This window comes from Mucilaginibacter gynuensis (genome assembly GCF_039541195.1).
Lineage (GTDB): Bacteria > Bacteroidota > Bacteroidia > Sphingobacteriales > Sphingobacteriaceae > Mucilaginibacter > Mucilaginibacter gynuensis.
In genome coordinates this window covers 107,325-126,253 of sequence record NZ_BAABFT010000008.1, presented here as the reverse complement: position 1 = coordinate 126,253, position 18,929 = coordinate 107,325, and the positions used below count along the sequence as shown (strand labels likewise).

16 protein-coding genes are annotated in these 18,929 nt (G+C 45.0%); all 16 read left to right on the top strand.

Going from position 1 to position 18,929, the window contains the following annotated elements; all coding sequences use genetic code 11:
- Window positions 1-25: 25 nt before the first annotated feature.
- Window positions 26-490: a division/cell wall cluster transcriptional repressor MraZ gene (gene mraZ, locus ABD894_RS16320; RefSeq protein ID WP_345212132.1), complete on the top strand. Its 465-nt coding sequence runs from the start codon at window positions 26-28 to the stop codon at window positions 488-490.
- The gene (gene rsmH, locus ABD894_RS16315; RefSeq protein WP_345212131.1) at window positions 483-1,385 is read left to right on the top strand and encodes a 16S rRNA (cytosine(1402)-N(4))-methyltransferase RsmH; all 903 of its coding nucleotides are present in this window, start codon (window positions 483-485) and stop codon (window positions 1,383-1,385) included. The genes mraZ and rsmH overlap by 8 nt, the downstream gene beginning before the upstream one ends.
- Complete coding sequence (locus ABD894_RS16310) at window positions 1,382-1,792, top strand: FtsL-like putative cell division protein (RefSeq protein WP_345212130.1); 411 nt, start codon at window positions 1,382-1,384, stop codon at window positions 1,790-1,792. The genes rsmH and ABD894_RS16310 overlap by 4 nt, the downstream gene beginning before the upstream one ends.
- On the top strand, window positions 1,789-3,888 hold the full coding sequence (locus tag ABD894_RS16305; protein WP_345212129.1) for a penicillin-binding protein: 2,100 nt from the start codon (window positions 1,789-1,791) through the stop codon (window positions 3,886-3,888). Before ABD894_RS16310 ends, ABD894_RS16305 begins: the two co-directional genes overlap by 4 nt.
- A complete protein-coding gene (locus ABD894_RS16300) occupies window positions 3,885-5,345 on the top strand; it encodes a UDP-N-acetylmuramoyl-L-alanyl-D-glutamate--2,6-diaminopimelate ligase (RefSeq protein WP_345212128.1) in 1,461 nt (486 codons plus the stop codon). The genes ABD894_RS16305 and ABD894_RS16300 overlap by 4 nt, the downstream gene beginning before the upstream one ends.
- Window positions 5,346-5,558: 213 nt before the next feature.
- A complete protein-coding gene (locus tag ABD894_RS16295) occupies window positions 5,559-5,900 on the top strand; it encodes a four helix bundle protein (protein ID WP_345212127.1) in 342 nt (113 codons plus the stop codon).
- Between the two features lie 137 nt (window positions 5,901-6,037).
- Window positions 6,038-7,279 (top strand): phospho-N-acetylmuramoyl-pentapeptide-transferase, encoded by a 1,242-nt coding sequence (mraY, locus tag ABD894_RS16290; protein WP_345212126.1) that lies wholly within the window; start codon window positions 6,038-6,040, stop codon window positions 7,277-7,279.
- A gap of 346 nt (window positions 7,280-7,625) precedes the next feature.
- A complete protein-coding gene (murD, locus tag ABD894_RS16285) occupies window positions 7,626-9,011 on the top strand; it encodes a UDP-N-acetylmuramoyl-L-alanine--D-glutamate ligase (RefSeq protein WP_345212125.1) in 1,386 nt (461 codons plus the stop codon).
- Window positions 9,012-9,265: 254 nt separating this feature from the next.
- Window positions 9,266-10,417, top strand: a complete 1,152-nt coding sequence (locus tag ABD894_RS16280) for an FtsW/RodA/SpoVE family cell cycle protein (protein WP_345212124.1) — start codon at window positions 9,266-9,268, stop codon at window positions 10,415-10,417.
- Window positions 10,418-10,478: 61 nt separating this feature from the next.
- Window positions 10,479-11,615, top strand: coding sequence for an undecaprenyldiphospho-muramoylpentapeptide beta-N-acetylglucosaminyltransferase (gene murG, locus ABD894_RS16275; RefSeq protein WP_345212123.1), 1,137 nt, complete (start codon window positions 10,479-10,481; stop codon window positions 11,613-11,615).
- Between the two features lie 54 nt (window positions 11,616-11,669).
- Complete coding sequence (gene murC, locus ABD894_RS16270) at window positions 11,670-13,025, top strand: UDP-N-acetylmuramate--L-alanine ligase (protein ID WP_345212122.1); 1,356 nt, start codon at window positions 11,670-11,672, stop codon at window positions 13,023-13,025.
- Window positions 13,018-13,872 (top strand): cell division protein FtsQ/DivIB, encoded by an 855-nt coding sequence (locus tag ABD894_RS16265; RefSeq protein WP_345212121.1) that lies wholly within the window; start codon window positions 13,018-13,020, stop codon window positions 13,870-13,872. Before murC ends, ABD894_RS16265 begins: the two co-directional genes overlap by 8 nt.
- A gap of 1 nt (window position 13,873) precedes the next feature.
- Window positions 13,874-15,220, top strand: a complete 1,347-nt coding sequence (ftsA, locus tag ABD894_RS16260; protein ID WP_345212120.1) for a cell division protein FtsA — start codon at window positions 13,874-13,876, stop codon at window positions 15,218-15,220.
- Between the two features lie 126 nt (window positions 15,221-15,346).
- Window positions 15,347-16,942: a cell division protein FtsZ gene (ftsZ, locus tag ABD894_RS16255; protein ID WP_345212119.1), complete on the top strand. Its 1,596-nt coding sequence runs from the start codon at window positions 15,347-15,349 to the stop codon at window positions 16,940-16,942.
- A 190-nt stretch (window positions 16,943-17,132) separates the two neighbouring features.
- Window positions 17,133-18,371, top strand: a complete 1,239-nt coding sequence (locus ABD894_RS16250) for an aminotransferase class I/II-fold pyridoxal phosphate-dependent enzyme (RefSeq protein WP_345212118.1) — start codon at window positions 17,133-17,135, stop codon at window positions 18,369-18,371.
- A gap of 334 nt (window positions 18,372-18,705) precedes the next feature.
- Entirely contained in the window at window positions 18,706-18,885 is a 180-nt protein-coding gene (locus tag ABD894_RS16245) for a histone H1 (RefSeq protein ID WP_345212117.1), read from the top strand.
- Window positions 18,886-18,929: the final 44 nt, after the last annotated feature.

The window sequence follows — 18,929 nt, the reverse complement described above, 5'->3', positions numbered from 1 at the left end:
TTACAAAAATTGCCGATAGACTATAATGGCCCATTTGTTAGGAGAATATGATTGTAAACTGGATGCCAAAGGGCGGATGATGATCCCTTCGGACCTCAAAAAGCAACTCCCCGGAGTTGAAGATGAGGGCCTTGTGATATTACGCGGCTTTGAAAAACAGTTGACAATTTATACCAAAACAGAGTGGGACAATACAGTGAATGACTTAAGCAAACTTAATCAATATGACAAGATAAACCGCGATTTCCTGCGCTTTTTTACCCGCGGGGCTATGGGTTTATCAGTTGATGGGGCGGGCAGGGTGCTTTTGCCAAAATCGCTGCTTGATTACGCGGGTATTTCCAACGAGGTTATCCTGTCGTGTCAGCTGAATAAGATAGAGGTATGGGAGCCTGTTGCTTACGATAAGTTGATGAACAGCGTTCCTGATGATTTTGCCGCGATGGCAGAGAGAGTAATGGGCAGTGCCGGGAGAATGCTAAATGAGTAATTACCATGTGCCGGTTATGTTGCAGGAGTGTATTGAGGCGCTTGATATTAAGCCCGGCGGTACTTATGTAGATGTAACCTTTGGCGGCGGCGGTCACTCGCGTGAGATACTGAAGCATTTGGGTAGCGATGGCAGGCTGATCGCTTTTGATCAGGATGCTGATGCGCAGCAAAATATCCCGGATGATGACAGGCTTACGTTTGTTGACCAGAATTTCAGGTATCTGAAAAACTTTTGCCGTTTGCATGGTGCTATCCCGGTTGATGGGATCCTGGCCGATCTGGGGGTTTCATCATACCAGTTTGACCAGGCCGAGCGGGGCTTTTCAATCCGCTTTGATGCCGAGCTGGATATGCGCATGAATCAGGCCGATACATTGAGCGCGAAGGAAGTAGTAAATACGTATAGCGAGGCCGATCTGCACCGCATATTTGGTATTTACGGCGAAATTCAGAACGCCAAAACGCTGTCCAAAACCATAGTAACCTACAGGCTTAATGCGCCGATAGTTACCGTGGCCGATCTGAAGAACGCGATAGTGAACCTTATCCCGCGAGGGAAAGAAAATAAATACCTGGCGCAGGTTTTTCAGGCGCTCAGGATAGAGGTTAACCAGGAACTGGAAGCATTGAAAGATTTTTTAATGCAATCGGCCGAGGTGCTGGGCACCGGTGGTAAACTGGTGGTAATGTCATACCATTCGCTGGAGGACAGGCTGGTGAAAAATTTCATCGCCAAAGGCAAATTCAGCGGTGAGGTAGAGAAGGATCTTTACGGTAATGATCAAAAACCGTTTGATGCTGTAAGTCGCGGGGCTATAACTGCAACAGATGAAGAGATAGTAAATAATAACAGGGCAAGGAGCGCTAAACTAAGGATAGCTGTAAAAAAATGACGAATCGTTTACGTACAGAAATTCAGGAAGAAGAAGCTGAGAAGCAATTGGTAGTTGAGGAGAAAAAACCTGCAAAGGAAATTCCCGACAATTTTTTAACGCAGTTTTTCAGCAAAGGATTTGTAACCACCGAAGAGGCTACGAGCGCGCTTCCTTTTGTGTTTTACATAGCCTTTTTGTGTATGCTATATATTGCCAACAGGCACCTTGCCGAAAAGAACCTGCGCGATATTGATAAGATAAGCAAAGAAGTAAAAGAACTTACATGGGATTATAAATCGGCCAAAGCCGAGCTGGCTTACCGCAGCACGGTTACCGAGGTTTCAAAACGGGCCGATACGCTGGGTATAAGGGCTACTACAGAACCGCCGCAAAAAATAACCATCAAAGAGGAGGCCGAGGAATGAGTATACGTACCAATATATTACTCAGGGTATATATCGCTTTCGGGTTGATATTGCTTTTCGCCACTGCTGTGGTTTTTCAGCTTTGTAGGGTTCAGTTTGCCCAGGGCAAAAAATGGCGGTCCATGTCTGATAGTTTATCTATCCGTTATGTAGATGTTGAGGCAAGTCGCGGCAACATCTTTTCTGTTGACGGGAGTTTGCTGGCTACTTCGGTACCCGAGTACGAGCTGCGCATGGATATGCTGGCCGGGGGTATTGAAGATGATAAGATATTTTACGAAAAGGTAGATTCGCTGGGCGCTAAGCTTGCCGGGTTTTTCGGCGATAAATCTGCCCGCGATTATAGCCGCAGGCTGCGTGAGGCCCGTAAAGATAAAGAGCGTTACTATTTGGTTAAGCGTAAGGTTACTTACCAGCAGCTGAAAAAGATCCGCAAGTTCCCGATGTTTAATTTGGGCAGGTACAAAGGCGGGTTGATAGCTATACAGCAAAACAAACGCATTTTGCCTTTCCAAACACTGGCATCGCGTACTATAGGTTACAAAAATGATAACGTGGCTAACGCGGTTGGTTTAGAGGGCGCTTACGCGAAATATATTAATGGCGAAAAAGGTCGCCGGTTGATGCACCGCATTGCCGGTGGCACCTGGATGCCTGTTAACGAAGATGATGACGTAGCGCCTAAAGAAGGTGCCGATATTATTTCAACCATCGACGTAAACTTTCAGGATGTTGCCCAAAGCGCGTTGGAAAAACAATTGATAAAAAGCGATGCCGACCACGGCGCGGTAATACTGATGGAAGTGGCCACCGGCGAGGTGCGCGCGGTAGCCAATTTTACCAAGGTAAGCACCGGTGTATATAAAGAGAAGTTTAACTACGCCATTGCCGGTAACCAGGATCCGGGTTCTACCTTCAAGGTAGCATCATACATGGCCCTGCTGGAAGATCATAAGGTGGATACCAATACCATGGTGGGTACGGGTAACTATCAAATTCCGGGCAAAATGATCAGGGATTCGCACGGTAGCATTGGTACGGTAACGGTTAAAAAAGCTTTTGAGGAGTCATCAAACGCGGCGGTTGCGTTTTTGGTTAATACCCATTACCGAAATAACCAGTCGGACTTTACCGATCACCTATATAACTGGCACTTGAACGAGCTGCTTAAATTGCAGATTCCGGGTGAAGCGCAGCCTGTAGTGAAAAATCCTAAAAACAGGAGCTGGAACAAAAACATGACCCTGCCGCAAATGGCCTATGGTTATGAAATGCAGTTAACTCCATTGAAAATGCTGTCGTTTTACAACGCTATAGCTAACAATGGTAAATATATATCGCCGGTTTTTGTGCGCGAGATAAGAAGGTTAGGCAATACGGTAGAGCATTTTAATGCCCGTGTTATCAACGAGAAGATCTGTTCGGATGTTACGCTCAGCAAAATGCACAAAATGCTGGAAGGGGTAATAACCGAAGGTACCGGTAAAAATATTATCTATAACCCGCTTTACAGCATAGCAGGTAAATCGGGTACGGCGCAGGTGGCAGATGGTAATAAAGGTTACCGTGCTAAAAGGCAGTATCAGGCTTCTTTCTGCGGATATTTTCCGGCAGATAAACCTAAGTACTCGCTCATCGTGGTAATTAACGACCCTAAGAACGGCTACTATGGCGCGGCGGTTGCCGGTCCGGTTTTCAGGGAAGTGGCCGATAAGGTTTACTCAAGCGATTTGGATATTAACCAAACACCGCCAACACACCTGGTAGGTAATACCATATTGCCAAGTGTAAAACAAGGCAACCCGAAGGCATTAAAACAGGTGTACGCCAAATTAGGTGTTAAGCCGTTGTATGCATCGGCCAGCGCTATTGATAATGGCATTGATACCAGCAACGGGATAGCGTTTGAAGAAACAAGAGTTAAAAAAGGCGCTGTGCCTGCGGTAACAGGCATGGGCTTAAGCGATGCCCTGTATGTAATGGGCAACGCGGGATATAAGGTAACTGTACACGGTAGCGGAGTGGTTAAAACACAATCGGTAACGGGTGGCAGCATTATACCAAGAGGATCAAAAATAACATTAGAACTGCAATGAAGTACTTAAGTGATTTACTGGAAGGCCTTGCATTCACCGAATTGCAGGGAAGTGCTGATGTAGAGATCACGGCAGTGGTTTTTGATTCGCGTAAGGTAGTGCCGGGTTCGCTGTTTGTGGCCGTAAAAGGCACTGTGGTTGACGGGCACGATTACATTGAAAAAGCCATTAAAGATGGCGCTATTGCGGTAATATGCGAAGAGTTACCAGCACACGTAACCGGCGAAGTTGATTTTCTGATGGTTGCTAATTCGGCCATCGCGTTAGGTATCGTTGCCGCTAACTTTTACGATAACCCATCGGCACAATTAAAGCTGGTTGGTGTTACCGGTACAAACGGAAAAACTACCATTGCTACGCTTTTATATAAGCTGTTCCGCGATATGGGCTATAAATGTGGCTTGCTGTCTACCGTTGAAAATCAAATCAACGGCAAAGTAATCCCATCAACCCATACCACACCAGATCCCGTAGCGCTTAACGAGCTACTGGCCGATATGGTAGCCACCGGTTGCGATTACTGCTTTATGGAAGTAAGCTCGCACGCGGTAGCGCAGCACCGTGTGGGTAGTTTGAAATTTGCGGGAGGCATTTTTACCAACCTAACGCACGATCATTTAGATTACCATAAAACGTTCGACAGCTATCGCGATGCTAAAAAGGCATTTTTTGATAACCTGCCTAAAAACGCTTTCGCGCTCACCAATGCCGATGATAAGAACGGCAACGTGATGCTGCAAAATACCAAAGCGCACCGTAAAAGCTATGCCTTAAAAAGCATGGGCGATTATCGTGCACGCATCATCGAAAATCAGTTTGGCGGTTTGCTGCTCCATATTGATAACGAAGAGGTGTGGTTCCGCATGGTGGGTACATTCAATGCCTACAACATACTGGCGGTATATGCCGCTGCCATGCTGCTCGATCAGGATAAGGCAAAAGTGTTAACCAGCCTTAGCAAATTATCGGGCGCGGTAGGCCGGTTCGATTATGTGGTTGCACCTAATAAGGTGATCGGTATAGTTGATTACGCGCACACGCCGGATGCCGTGCAAAATGTGTTGAGTACGGTACACGATATCCGCAAAGGAAACGAAAAAGTGATCACCGTAATAGGTTGTGGTGGCGATAGGGATAAAACCAAACGCCCTATAATGGCTAAGGTGGCCTGCGAGTGGAGCGATAAGGTAATTCTTACTTCTGATAATCCGCGCAGCGAAGATCCGGCGCAGATCATCGAAGAAATGAAGGAAGGTGTTGATCCGGCATTTAAACGTCATGTGTTAAGTATTGTCGACAGGCGTGAAGCCATTAAAACGGCCTGCGCACTGGCTCAACCCGGCGATATTATATTATTAGCAGGCAAAGGCCACGAAACCTACCAGGAAATTAAAGGCGTAAAAAACCACTTTGATGATATGGAGGAATTATTGGCGCAGTTTAGAGAGATGGAATGATGTGCAGATGTGCAAATGTGCAGATGATTAGAATGATGTGCAGATAGGTAGATGTGCAAATGTGCAGATGATTAGAATGATGTGCAGATAGGTAGATGTGCAAATGTGCAGATGATTAGAATGATGTGGAGATAGGTAGATGTGCAAATGTGCAGATGATTGGAATGATATACGAATTGTGGATTGGATGATTGATAAAATGTATAGTGTTAGATGAATGATAAGCCTAATTTGATTGTTGACCTGACATTCAGCTTTTCTTTAAAGATAATCCGGTTTACGGAGATGTTGGAGGCGAAAAGGAAATATAACATGGCAAATCAATTATTCAGGAGCGGTACATCAATAGGGGCAAATGTAAGAGAGGCGCAAGGCGCGGAAAGTAAAAATGATTTTAAACATAAGTGCAAAATAGCTTATAAGGAAGCGGAAGAAACGGAGTACTGGTTGAAGTTATGCGCAAGTGCTGAAAATTATCCTTACGAACCTGATATGTTAATAGATATACAATCAATATTGAAGGTTTTAGGAAAGATAATTTCGTCAGTTAAGTAAATAAAACATTAAAGTGTAGCGTAAATCTGGTTAGCCAGTTGCACATACATATAGATGAATAGTAATAAATTAAAAACATTAAAAGCATAGGGTAAATCTGCACATCCGCACATTTGCACATATGCACATTTAAAAAGATGCTGTATTATCTATTTCAATACTTAAACGAACATTACAAGATACCCGGGGCGGGGGTGTTTCAGTACATCACGTTCCGTACGGCTATGTCTGTAATAACCTCGTTGGTAATTACTACGGTATACGGCCGCAGGCTGATCGATTACCTGCGTTACAAACAGGTAGGTGAAACGGTAAGAAATTTAGGGCTGGAAGGGCAAATGCAAAAATCGGGTACCCCAACCATGGGCGGTATCATCATTATACTGGGTATTTTAATACCTACGCTGTTGTTTGCAAGGTTGTCGAACGTTTATATCATCCTGATGCTGATTACCACGGTTTGGCTGGGAGCTATCGGCTTTTTGGATGATTATATTAAGGTATTTAAAAAGAATAAAGAGGGGTTAGCCGGAAGGTTTAAGATCACCGGGCAGGTTGGCCTGGCACTTATTATCGGCTGGACAATGTATTTCAACGATAATATAGTGATTCGGCAGGAAGTAAAACTGCCTGTAATATATGATGCCCCGGTAACCTTCCACATGCGCGATAACGCGCCGGTGTATACCCAGGATATCCACTCTACCAAAACCACCATGCCGTTCTATAAGAACAATGAGTTTGATTACGGTAAGGTATTGAAGTTTTTAGGTGCAGGCTACGAAGAGTACTCATTGGTGGTATTCCTGTTCTTTGTAATAGTAATTATAACCGCCGTATCAAACGGCGCTAACATAACCGATGGTATCGACGGATTAGCCACGGGTACATCCGCCATTATAGGTATTACGCTGGCATTGTTGGCCTATGTATCAGGTAACACGGTAATGGCCGATTACCTCAATATCATGTACATCCCTAATTCGGGAGAACTGGTGGTTTTTGCGGGTGCGTTTGTAGGTGCATGTGTAGGTTTCTTGTGGTATAACTCGTACCCGGCGCAGGTGTTCATGGGCGATACAGGCAGTTTAGCGATAGGCGGTATTATAGCGGTATTCGCCATTATGATACGTAAGGAGCTGATGGTGCCCTTGCTGTGCGGTATTTTCCTGGTGGAAAATATTTCAGTGATCATGCAGGTATCGTGGTTTAAGTATACTAAAAAGCGATACGGCGAAGGCAGGCGAGTATTCCTGATGGCACCGTTGCATCACCACTATCAAAAGAAAGGTTATCACGAATCAAAAATAGTAACCCGCTTCTGGATCATTTGTATCCTGCTGGCTATTGTAACAGTGATAACGCTGAAGTTGAGGTAAGGCGGAAAGGTAAAAGACGGAAAGCTGAAAGGTAAAAGCAAAAAGCCGAAGGCGAAAAAATACAAACCCCTCTTTGCGCAGCAGAGAGGGTGGTCAAGCGAAGCGATGACCGGGTGAGTTGAAATGGCGAACAAGTTAACTCACCCCCAACCCCTCTCTGCTACGCAAAGAGGGGAGTGCAGAGGCGAAAAATATAAACCCCTCTTTGCGCAGCAGAGAGGGTGGTCAAGCGAAGCGATGACCGGGTGAGTTGAAAGAATCTGTGAAATCATCCCAAATCGGTGAAATCGCAAAAGAATATAATCGGTGAGATCATCCCAAATCGGTGAAATCCCAAACAAATAAAATGAACGAAAACAATACATCTGCCACTACAAACAGCACTTCGGTTAAAACCGGGGAGAGGTTTGTAATACTTGGCGCCGGCGAAAGCGGTGTTGGGGCGGCATACCTTGCCCAACAACAGGGGTATGATGTTTTCGTGTCGGATTTTGGGGCTATTGCCGATAAGTACAAGAAGCAATTGCTCGATTGGAATATCCGCTTTGAAGAAGCACAGCACACCGAAGCCGAAATACTGAAAGCGGCCGAAGTGGTGAAAAGTCCGGGGATCCCTGATAAGGCACCCATTGTTAAAAAACTAAGGGAGCAGGGCGTTCCGGTAATATCCGAGATAGAATTTGCAGGCAGGTATACCGATGCAAAAATGATATGCATAACAGGCTCAAACGGTAAAACTACCACTACAAGCCTTACCTATCATATCCTTAAAAACGCGGGCCTGAACGTTGGCCTTGCGGGTAACATAGGTAACAGCTTTGCTTACCAGGTGGCTACCGAAAAGTTTGATCATTACGTGCTGGAGTTAAGCAGCTTTATGCTTGATGATATGTACCGGTTTAAGGCGGATATAGCCGTGTTGCTTAATATTACGCCCGATCATTTAGACAGGTACGATTATAAACTGGAGAATTACGCGGCATCAAAATTCCGCATTACACAAAACCAAACCGCGGAGGATTATTTTATCTACTGCGCTGATGATACCGAAACCATAAAAGGTATGGAGAACCGCAGTTTTGCCGCGCAGCAGCTGCCATTTTCCATCCAAAAAGAAATACAACCGGGAGCATATCTCGAAAACGACAATATTGTCATAAACACAACATTAGCACATTTTACAATGTCAATTAAAGAACTGGCCTTACAAGGGAAGCACAACATTTATAACTCTATGGCATCGGGCATTGTTGCCAAGGTGTTGGAGTTACGTAATGAAACGATGAGGGAGAGTATGGGCAACTTTAAGAACATTGAGCACCGTTTGGAGTTTGTGGCCAAAATATCGGGCATCAGCTTTATTAACGATTCAAAGGCTACCAATGTAAACTCTACCTGGTACGCTTTAGAAAGCATGACTACCGATGTAGTACTGATATTAGGCGGCGTAGACAAAGGCAACGATTACAGTATGCTTAAAGACCTGGTGAAGCAAAAGGTAAAAGCCATTGTATGCCTCGGTAAAGACAATAAACGCATACACGATGCCTTTGAAGACGATGTGGAAGTAATAGTAAACACAGGTTCGGCCCAGGAAGCCGCTCAGGTAGCCTTCCACTTATCTGAAAAAGGAGATACTGTTTTGCTGTCACCGGCTTGTGCCAGCTTCGATCTGTTCAAAAATTACGAAGATCGCGGCCAGCAGTTTAAAGATGCGGTGAAGGAACTGTAATTGAAGCTGAAAGGATAAAGGTTAAAGCTGAAAGGTAAAAGCAGAAATGCAAAAGTCGGAAAGGTTAATAACTGATGACAAAATGCCGAATGACAAAAAACTTTGCGCAGCAGAGAGGGTGGTCAAGCGAAGCGATGACCGGGTGAGTTAAAAAAATAATCGGTGAGATCACTGCCAAATCGGTGAAATCCCCAAAAGAATAAAATCGGTGAAATCACCCCAAATCGGTGAAATCACAAAAAAATAAAGAAGTAATGAACAGAATACTCAGTAACACCAAAGGAGACCGCTGGATATGGCTTATAGTCATAGTGTTGTCTATGATTTCGTTGCTGGCGGTGTATAGCTCAACGGGTACTATTGCTTATAAGCATAATACCGGTGCCGAGTCGTACCTGATGAAGCACATGGCTATGGTATTTGCGGGTATCGCGCTGATGTATATTTCGCATAAGCTCGATTACCGCTACTATGCCGGTATCTCAAAGTTGCTGATGATCATTACCATTCCTTTGCTATTGTATACGCTGGTATTTGGTAGCCATGTGAATGATGCCAGTCGTTGGATAGCTATCCCCGGTACGGGATTAACCTTCCAAACATCCGATTTGGCTAAGTTATCGCTCATCACTTACCTGGCACGTACACTATCGCGCAAGCAGGAAAATATTAAGGATGTAAAGCAATCGTTCATCCCTATCATGGGCTCGGTATGTATTGTGTTCGTGCTGATCGCGCCGGCTGGTTTATCTACCGCTATAATGTTGTTTGGTGTGAGTATCCTGTTACTGATCATTGGCCGTATCAGCATCAAGCAAATTTCACTGGTGTGTTTGGCCGGTATAATACTATTGGCAGGTGTAATGATGTTTGGTGGTCGCCGCCAAACATACATATCACGTATAGAGGCATTTATGCACCCCGAAAAGGCCGATCCGGATAAATCATTCCAGGCAGATCACTCCAAAATTGCCATTGCAACAGGCGGGGTATTTGGCAAAGGACCAGGTAACAGTACCGAGCGTAATTATTTACCGCACCCGTATTCGGATTTTATATATGCTACCATTATTGAGGAGTACGGTTTTATAGGCGGTTTTGCACTGGCGCTTATTTACCTGTTTTTGCTATACCGGTGCATCAAGATAGTAACCAAGGCACCCAAGGCGTTCGGCGCTTTGCTGGCGGCGGGTTTAAGTTTTAGTTTAACCATACAAGCCTTCGCCAATATGGCGGTCGCGGTAGGTTTAGGCCCGGTAACGGGTGTGCCTTTGCCGCTGGTAAGTATGGGCGGTACATCAATATTGTTCACCAGCTTAGCCTTTGGTATTATACTATCGGTAAGCCGCGATATTGAAGACCCGCAAAAAGTAGTAGTGGGCGAGATAAGGGAAGTAGCTGTTTAACCCCCTAACCCCCTGAAGGGGGAATAATTAAAAAAGTAAATTAATGCAGGACAATAAAAATATGGCAACTCAAAAATTCCCCCTTCAGGGGGTTAGGGGGAAGCGCATCATCATAAGCGGTGGTGGTACAGGGGGGCATATATTCCCGGCTGTGGCTATTGCTAATGCATTAAAAAAGCTTGATCCTGCTACCGAAATATTGTTTGTGGGTGCGCTTGGCCGCATGGAGATGGAGAAGGTGCCCGCCGCGGGTTATAAAATTATTGGGCTAAGCATACAAGGGATACAACGTGGGTCGATATTGAAAAACCTCATGTTCCCTATTAAGCTGGCTAACAGTGTGCGTGCCGCGCTTAAAATTATTAAAGATTTTAAACCCGACGCCGCAGTAGGCGTGGGCGGTTATGCTTCCGGTCCGCTATTGTACGCGGCATCGTTAAAAGGGATACCAACACTGATACAGGAGCAAAACTCTTACGCGGGTATCACCAATAAATGGCTGGGTAAAAAGGCAAAAAAAATATGTGTGGCCTTTGATGGTATGGAGCAGTTTTTCCCTGCCGACAGGATATTGAAAACAGGTAACCCTATCCGCCGCGATTCGGTGAATACTGCTGGTAAGCACATGCAGGCGCTGGAACTGTTCAAGCTGTCGCCGCATAAAAAAACGGTATTGGTACTGGGCGGTAGCCTGGGTGCCCGTACGCTTAACAATAGCATACAGGCCGGGTTAGATAAATTTATTGCTGCCGATATACAGGTGATATGGCAAACAGGTAAAACTTATTATAAAGGTATAATTGAGCAACTGGGCGAAAATTATCACCCTAATATAAAAATAACCGAGTTTCTGAATCGTATGGACCTGGCCTATGCCGCTGCCGACCTGATCATATCCCGGGCAGGGGCAGGCACTATAGCTGAGCTATGCGTGCTGAAGAAACCCGTGATACTGGTGCCTTCGCCAAACGTGGCCGAAGATCATCAAACCAAAAACGCGCTGGCATTGGTACAGGAAAACGCCGCCAAATTTGTGGCCGATCGTGATGCCGCCGAAAAGCTGGTTGATAAAACAATAGAGTTGCTGAACGATAAAGAAAAACAAAAGAAACTAAGCGACAACATTGGCAAACTGGCTATGCCCAATGCCGATGAAGTAATAGCTAAAGAAGTTATCCAAATAACAATTAACAATTAAATCAAAGGCCCTCTCCACCAAAAGCGGGGGCCTTATTTTAAAAGAGAGTAACAAATGGAATTAAGCAACATAAAACGTGTGTACCTGGTAGGTATTGGCGGCATAGGCATGAGCGGCCTTGCACGCTATTTCTGCCATTTGGGTTGCATTGTTTGCGGTTACGATAAAACGGCGACCGATCTTACTTCCGATCTGCATAATGAGGGCATCCGCATCACTTTTGATGATAACGAGGGCTGCGTGCCCTTGAACTTTCACGAGCCTGATGACAGTACGCTCATTATTTATACACCGGCTATCCCTAAAGATTCGGCTATCCTTAACTTTTTTACCCGTAAAGGGTTTAAACTGTTCAAGCGGTCGCAGGTGCTGGGGGTAATCAGCCAAAGCAGGTTTACGGTGGCTGTAGCAGGTACACATGGCAAAACCACTACCTCATGTTTGGTAGCGCACTTGCTGAAGGCTTCGGGTATTGATTGCTCGGCATTTTTGGGTGGCATATCATCCAACTACCAAACCAATGTGCTGTTTGGCGATAGCAATATCGTGGTAGTGGAGGCCGATGAGTATGATCGTTCTTTCCTTACCCTGCACCCCGATGTGGCCATTATCACCTCAATGGATGCCGATCATTTGGATATCTACGGCGATCATTCGCAGCTGACAGAATCATTCAACCTGTTTGCTTCGCAGATAAAGGAGGGTGGTGTACTGATCCATAAACAAGGCTTGCCGTTACTGGGTGGTCGTACATATTCCATCACTAATGAGGCTGATGCGGTAGCGCAAAACATCCGGATAGAAAATGGCAGTTTCTATTTCGATTTCAGGAACGGCGACACCCTGATCAGCGATATTTTGCTGGGGATAGCGGGCCTGCACAATATAGAAAATGCCGTAGCCGCGACTGAAGTAGCACTTCGCTTAGGCGTATCGCCTGATGCGGTTAAAACAGCGCTGGCATCGTTCACCGGAGTAAAACGCAGGTTCGAATATATTGTAAAGAACGACGAGCACATTTATATAGACGATTATGCCCATCACCCCGAAGAGTTACGGGCGGCCATAGCATCGGTAAAAAAACTATACCCAGCCAAAAAGCTTACGGTGATGTTTCAGCCGCATTTGTTTACCCGCACGCGCGATTTTGCTGATGGCTTTGCCGAAGTGTTGGATATGGCCGATGAACTGCTGATGCTGGATATATACCCGGCACGCGAGCAGCCTATTGATGGTGTTGATTCTGAACTGATACTCAGTAAGATGAAATTGTGGAATAAACGCAAATGTGGAAAAGAAGAAGCCATTGAAATAATAAAGAATGAAAAACCTGAACTACTTTTAACAGTAGGGGCAGGTGATATAGATCAGTTGGTGCAACCCTTAAAACAAGCATTGCAGCATGGATAAAAAACGCATAATTAACCACATTCTGGTGGGTTTTGCTTGGGTAATTTGCCTCGGTGGCCTGGTGGTACTTATGGGTTTTATTGAAGTTAAAAAGGCCGAAACCGTATGCACCGGTGTAAAGGTGTACATACCCGGCAGCCAGTATTTTATAGATCAGCAGGAAGTTGATAACATTTTGCAGGTAAGCAGCCACGCGCTGGTAGGCCGTAAAATGGATGATATCAACATTCACGATCTGGAAAACAAACTGAAGGCAAATCCATTTATTGAGTTTGCCAAGGTATATACCGATATGGATGGGTTGATAAAGGTGGAGATAAGCCAGCGCCAGCCTATATTGCGCATCTTGAACCGTTTCGATCAGGATTTTTATGTGGATCAGCACGGATTAAAAATGCCGCTGTCGCGCAATTTTACCGCGAGGGTATTGGCGGCCAATGGTTATATCGATGAACTGTTCTCAAACCGGGTTGATACCCTGCACACAAACCTGGCGATGTCGTTGTACAAAACAGCCGATTTCATCAGGCGCGATTCGTTGTGGGACGCGCAGATAGCGCAAATCTACGTGAACCAGGACCGTGAGATTGAACTGATACCGCGCGTAGGCAACCAGCGCATATTGCTGGGCGATGCCGATTCGCTGGAAGTAAGGTTTAAGAACCTGCTGGTATTTTACAAGCAGGCGCTGCCAAAAGTAGGATGGGATAAATACAAAACCATCAACATTAAATATGCCGATCAGGTAATAGGCATTAAAACAGATTCGGTAGTTAAAAGCGCCGGTACTGTTAAACCTGATACAACAAGAGTAAAAAAAGATACATCTCAAATAAAGCAACAATAAAATGGACAAAGGTTTATCACAAGAAAAAAGTTCGCCAATCGTAGTAGGATTGGATATCGGGACTACTAAAATATGCGCCATTGTTGGCCGCCGCAGCAAAAACGGTAAAATTGAGGTATTAGGTACGGGTAAAGCGGAATCTGCCGGTGTAACGCGCGGTATGGTTTCAAATATTGATAAAACAGTACAGGGTATTACGCAGGCGGTTGATATAGCAGGAACACAATCTAATGTTGAGATAAGGATTGTGAATGTAGGTATTGCCGGTCAGCATATAAAAAGCTTGCAGCACCGCGGTTTGATAACCCGCCGCGATCTGCAAAGCGAAATATCCCGCAAGGATATCGATAAACTGATAGAAGATATGTACAACCTGGTAATGCCTCCGGGCGAGGAGATCATCCACGTATTGCCGCAGGAGTTTACGGTTGATAACGAACCGGGCGTAAAAGACCCTATTGGTATGGCAGGTGTTAGGCTCGAAGCTAACTTCCATATTATATCGGGCCAGGTTACGGCTATTAAAAATATTGTTAAATGCGTTAACAAAGCGCACCTGGAAAGCCAGGAGCTGATACTGGAGCCGTTGGCATCATCTGAGTCGGTATTAAGCGACGAAGAAAAAGAAGCCGGTGTGGTATTGGTAGATATTGGTGGTGGTACTACAGATGTGGCCATCTTCCACGAAGGTATCATCCGTCACACAGCCGTTATTCCATTTGGCGGTAACAGTGTAACCGAAGATATCAGGGAAGGTTGTTCAGTAATGCGCAACATTGCCGAGCAGTTGAAAGTGCGTTTTGGCTCTGCTTTAGCCGACGAGAACAAAGAGAACGAAATTGTATGCGTACCGGGCTTACGTGGCCGCGAGCCAAAAGAGATCTCGGTTAAAAACCTGGCCTACGTAATACAGGCCCGTATGGAAGAGATTATTGAGCACGTATACTACGAAATAAAATCATCAGGCTACGAAAAGAAACTGATTGCAGGTATAGTGATCACCGGTGGTGGCGCGCAGTTAAAACACTTAACCCAATTGGTGGAGTACGTAACAGGCCTTGATTGCCGCGTGGGTTACCCTAACGAGCATTTGGCCAAAAACGAGGTGTTACCTAAAAATGTATACGAAGAGCTGCAAAGCCCAACGTTTGCAACAGGTATTGGTTTGCTGATAAAAGGTATCCAGAAAATGGAATACAATAACATTACGCACACCGCGCCCGAGGCCAAGCCCGAGAAAGTTAAGTTTGCTTCAGAGGATAAGAAATACGGCCTTTTCAGCAAGATATTAGAGAGTGGTAAGAAGTTTATTAAGGACGACATCAAGGATGAGGATTTCCTGAAGTAATTGTTCACAAACGATAATTTTTCCACAATATTGACAATTGTGGAAAAACATTGTTGAAAAAAGTATAATATTACATTAGCGAAATCTAACTGATCGTTAAGTCACATTTAACTGAAAACAAGGAATATGCAGTTTGAGATGTTAAAAGAAAAGTCGTCTATCATCAAAGTAATTGGTGTTGGCGGCGGCGGGGGAAACGCGGTAAACCACATGTACAGGCAGGGTATTACCGGTGTAGACTTCATAATTTGCAATACCGATGCGCAGGCGCTTGAGTTAAGCCCTATACCAAATAAAGTACAATTAGGTGCAAGTTTAACCGAAGGTATGGGCGCGGGCTCAATACCCGAAGTAGGTAAAAACTCTGCTATCGAAAATATCGACGATATTAAGCAAATGCTTGGTACAAACACCAAAATGCTGTTTATTACGGCAGGTATGGGTGGCGGTACCGGTACAGGTGCAAGCCCTATCATTGCCAAGGCAGCACGCGAACTGGATATATTAACTGTAGGTATAATTACCACCCCGTTCTCATTTGAAGGCAAACGCCGTAAAATGCAGGCCGAAGAAGGTATGGGCGAACTGCAAAAATATGTTGACTCTTACCTGGTAATATCAAACGACAGGCTTCGCCAGATCTTTGGTAACTTAACCTTAGGATCAGCATTCGCGCAGGCCGATAATATTTTGACCACTGCCGCTAAAGGCATTGCCGAAATTATTACACTGCCGGGTTATATCAACGTTGACTTTAAAGACGTGCGGACTGTTATGAAAGACAGTGGCGTATCTATAATGGGCAGCTGCTCTGCCGAAGGCGAGAACCGTGCCCTTAAAGCGGTGGAAGGCGCGTTGGCATCGCCGTTATTGAAAGATAACGAGATTGAAGGCGCACGTTACATCCTGCTTAACATCAGCTCGGGCGATAAAGAGGTTACCATGGATGAGGTAAGTATTATTACCGATTACATACAGGAAGAAGCAGGCCTTGCTGCCGACCTGATTTGGGGTAACTGTAAAGATGATAATTTGGGCGATAAGCTATCGGTTACCATCATAGCTACAGGTTTCCAAACTAAAGATGAGCGCGAGAAAGAGATCAGCAACAAGAAAGTAGTTTCTATGCTGATGCCTGACAATGAGCCTTTGGTAAAACCGGTTAATGAGTTTATTAACCCGGTTAAAGCTGATGCTGTTGCCGAGCCTTACATGAAAGCTAACGCCGAGCCTAAACAAACAGGTTTGTTTGATTTGTTTGGTACCCGTACCGAAGAGAGCCAGGGTGTGGTTAGGCATACGCTTAGCCCCGAAGAGCCTTCAGCATCTGCCGAGCCTGATACTGCCGACTTTACTTTTAAGGTAACAGAATCAGTAATGCAATTTGAGCCCGTAGCACCACGTGCACCGGAGCCCGAGCCTGAACCGGAGCCAGTACCGATTGTTGGTGCTGACGACAATAAAACAGATGAATCAATGGAAGAGCAATTGCGCAAATCGCGCGAGCGTATTATGCGCTTGAAGGATTTGAGCATGAAGCTTAGGGCTGGTAATATACAGGAGTTGGAAAATGTACCGGCATACAGGCGTAAAGAGATAGCGTTGCAGCAAACCCCTGCATCTGACGAAAGCCAGATCTCGCGTTTCTCATTATTGCCTGATGATCAGGGCAAAACCGAGATCAGGAACAACAACTCGTTCCTGCATGATAATGTAGACTAACATCCAAACCCAAAACTTATATCCTTTAGCCCTTGCAAAAAAACATTGCAGGGGCTTTTTAGTTATACGTACATAAGTAAGCTATATTTGTATAGTATTATTAAACATAACAATTTGTTGTAAGCTTAACCTGCTATACCACTAACGGGTTGCCCCAGGCCTGCTACAAGTATTATAATTACACACTAAGTTGGATCTATTCGATAAAATCACCAAAAGCATGGGCGGGCCAATCGGTCAGCACCAAAAATGGTCGCACGGCTATTTCTCATTCCCTAAACTGGAGGGCAGTATCGGTCCTCACATGAATTTTAACGGCAAAACACACATTGTTTGGAGCCTCAATAACTACCTCGGCCTTGCCGATCATCCCGAAGTACGACAGGCCGACGCGCAAGCCGCTGCCGATTATGGCATGGCTTACCCTATGGGCGCCCGCATGATGTCGGGCAATACCATTCACCACGAAGAACTGGAAAATGACCTGGCCGCTTTTGTAGGCAAAAAAGCTGCCTTTTTACTTAATTACGGCTACCAGGGCATGGTATCGATAATTGACGCGCTGGTTGACCGTAACGACGTAATCGTGTACGATGCCGAAGCTCATGCCTGCATCATTGATGGTGTACGCCTGCACATAGGCAAACGCTTTGTTTACCAACACAACGATATCGACAGCTGCGAAAAGCAACTGGAACGCGCATCGCGCATAGTGGCCCAAACCGGCGGTGCCATACTGGTAATTACCGAAGGTGTTTTCGGGATGACAGGCACGCAAGGCAAGCTGAAAGAGATAGTAAAACTAAAAGATAAATACACCTTTAGGCTATTGGTTGACGACGCGCACGGCCTGGGAACCATGGGTGAAACCGGTGCCGGCACGCACGAGCACCAAAACTGTGTTGACGGGGTCGATGTTTACTTTGGCACCTTTGCCAAATCAATGGCCGGCATAGGCGCGTTCGTGGCTTCAGATAAGCAGATCATCGATTACCTGCGTTACAATATGCGCTCGCAAACTTTTGCCAAGGCCTTGCCTATGCCAATGGTGCTGGGCCTGCGTAAACGCTTCGAGCTGCTGCGTTCGCAACCGCAATTACGTGAGCAACTATGGCAGGTAGCTTTAACGCTGCAAAAGGGGCTTAAAGAGCGCGGTTTCGATATTGGTAACACCAATAGCATGGTTACGCCGGTTTATCTTAAAGGCGACCTTTACGAGGCCACCTCCCTAACCCGCGACCTGCGCGAAAACTACGGTATATTCTGCTCCATTGTCATCTACCCGGTGGTGCCCAAAGGCCTTATCATACTGCGATTAATACCTACCGCGGTACACAGTATGGAGGATGTACAGCGCACGCTGGATGCCTATACCGAAATGGGCGAGAAGCTAAAAGCCGGATTGTATAAAGAGCAAAACGTAGCATAGCAAAATACCCCTCAAAAATTACGTAGCGGCTTTTAAATGTATGATGTATCTACATTTAAAGGTGTGTTTTTGTGCGGATGGAAATGTTTTCCACATTGCTTAATTTGAGGTGTTTATGGTGGCTTTTAATAATTGGGATGATAGGCCAACTATATGAATTATTAAGTAAAATCTACTTATAAGTATATACAAGCCACTTATAGGCTTAATTGTGGAAAAAAATAGGTGTTTAAAGTTGTTTTTGTGTCATAAAAATTTTTTTTTGATTAAAAACAATTTTAGATTAGCTTTTAGTAAAACAATTAAACTCATCAATTTTAAAGGAGTAACCTAAATGAAAAAATTTAACGAAGTAAAAGAGCTTGTTGCATCGCTGGAAGCGGATGCCGACAAGTTTTACACAAAAGGCAACAGCGCGGCGGGAACACGTTTGCGTAAAGGTTTGCAAGATCTTAAAAACTTAGCTCAAGCTATCCGTTTGGAAGTTCAGGAGACTAAAAATACCGGAGCTTAACTCATAGATATTTTTAAAAACTGACCAAAAAGAAAACCCGTCCT

Coding starts and splice junctions, on each gene's coding strand:
- mraZ (WP_345212132.1), top strand. CDS start 26: ATGGCCCATTTGTTAGGAGAATATGATTGTAAACTGGATGCCAAAGGG.
- rsmH (WP_345212131.1), top strand. CDS start 483: ATGAGTAATTACCATGTGCCGGTTATGTTGCAGGAGTGTATTGAGGCG.
- ABD894_RS16310 (WP_345212130.1), top strand. CDS start 1,382: ATGACGAATCGTTTACGTACAGAAATTCAGGAAGAAGAAGCTGAGAAG.
- ABD894_RS16305 (WP_345212129.1), top strand. CDS start 1,789: ATGAGTATACGTACCAATATATTACTCAGGGTATATATCGCTTTCGGG.
- ABD894_RS16300 (WP_345212128.1), top strand. CDS start 3,885: ATGAAGTACTTAAGTGATTTACTGGAAGGCCTTGCATTCACCGAATTG.
- ABD894_RS16295 (WP_345212127.1), top strand. CDS start 5,559: ATGAATGATAAGCCTAATTTGATTGTTGACCTGACATTCAGCTTTTCT.
- mraY (WP_345212126.1), top strand. CDS start 6,038: ATGCTGTATTATCTATTTCAATACTTAAACGAACATTACAAGATACCC.
- murD (WP_345212125.1), top strand. CDS start 7,626: ATGAACGAAAACAATACATCTGCCACTACAAACAGCACTTCGGTTAAA.
- ABD894_RS16280 (WP_345212124.1), top strand. CDS start 9,266: ATGAACAGAATACTCAGTAACACCAAAGGAGACCGCTGGATATGGCTT.
- murG (WP_345212123.1), top strand. CDS start 10,479: ATGGCAACTCAAAAATTCCCCCTTCAGGGGGTTAGGGGGAAGCGCATC.
- murC (WP_345212122.1), top strand. CDS start 11,670: ATGGAATTAAGCAACATAAAACGTGTGTACCTGGTAGGTATTGGCGGC.
- ABD894_RS16265 (WP_345212121.1), top strand. CDS start 13,018: ATGGATAAAAAACGCATAATTAACCACATTCTGGTGGGTTTTGCTTGG.
- ftsA (WP_345212120.1), top strand. CDS start 13,874: ATGGACAAAGGTTTATCACAAGAAAAAAGTTCGCCAATCGTAGTAGGA.
- ftsZ (WP_345212119.1), top strand. CDS start 15,347: ATGCAGTTTGAGATGTTAAAAGAAAAGTCGTCTATCATCAAAGTAATT.
- ABD894_RS16245 (WP_345212117.1), top strand. CDS start 18,706: ATGAAAAAATTTAACGAAGTAAAAGAGCTTGTTGCATCGCTGGAAGCG.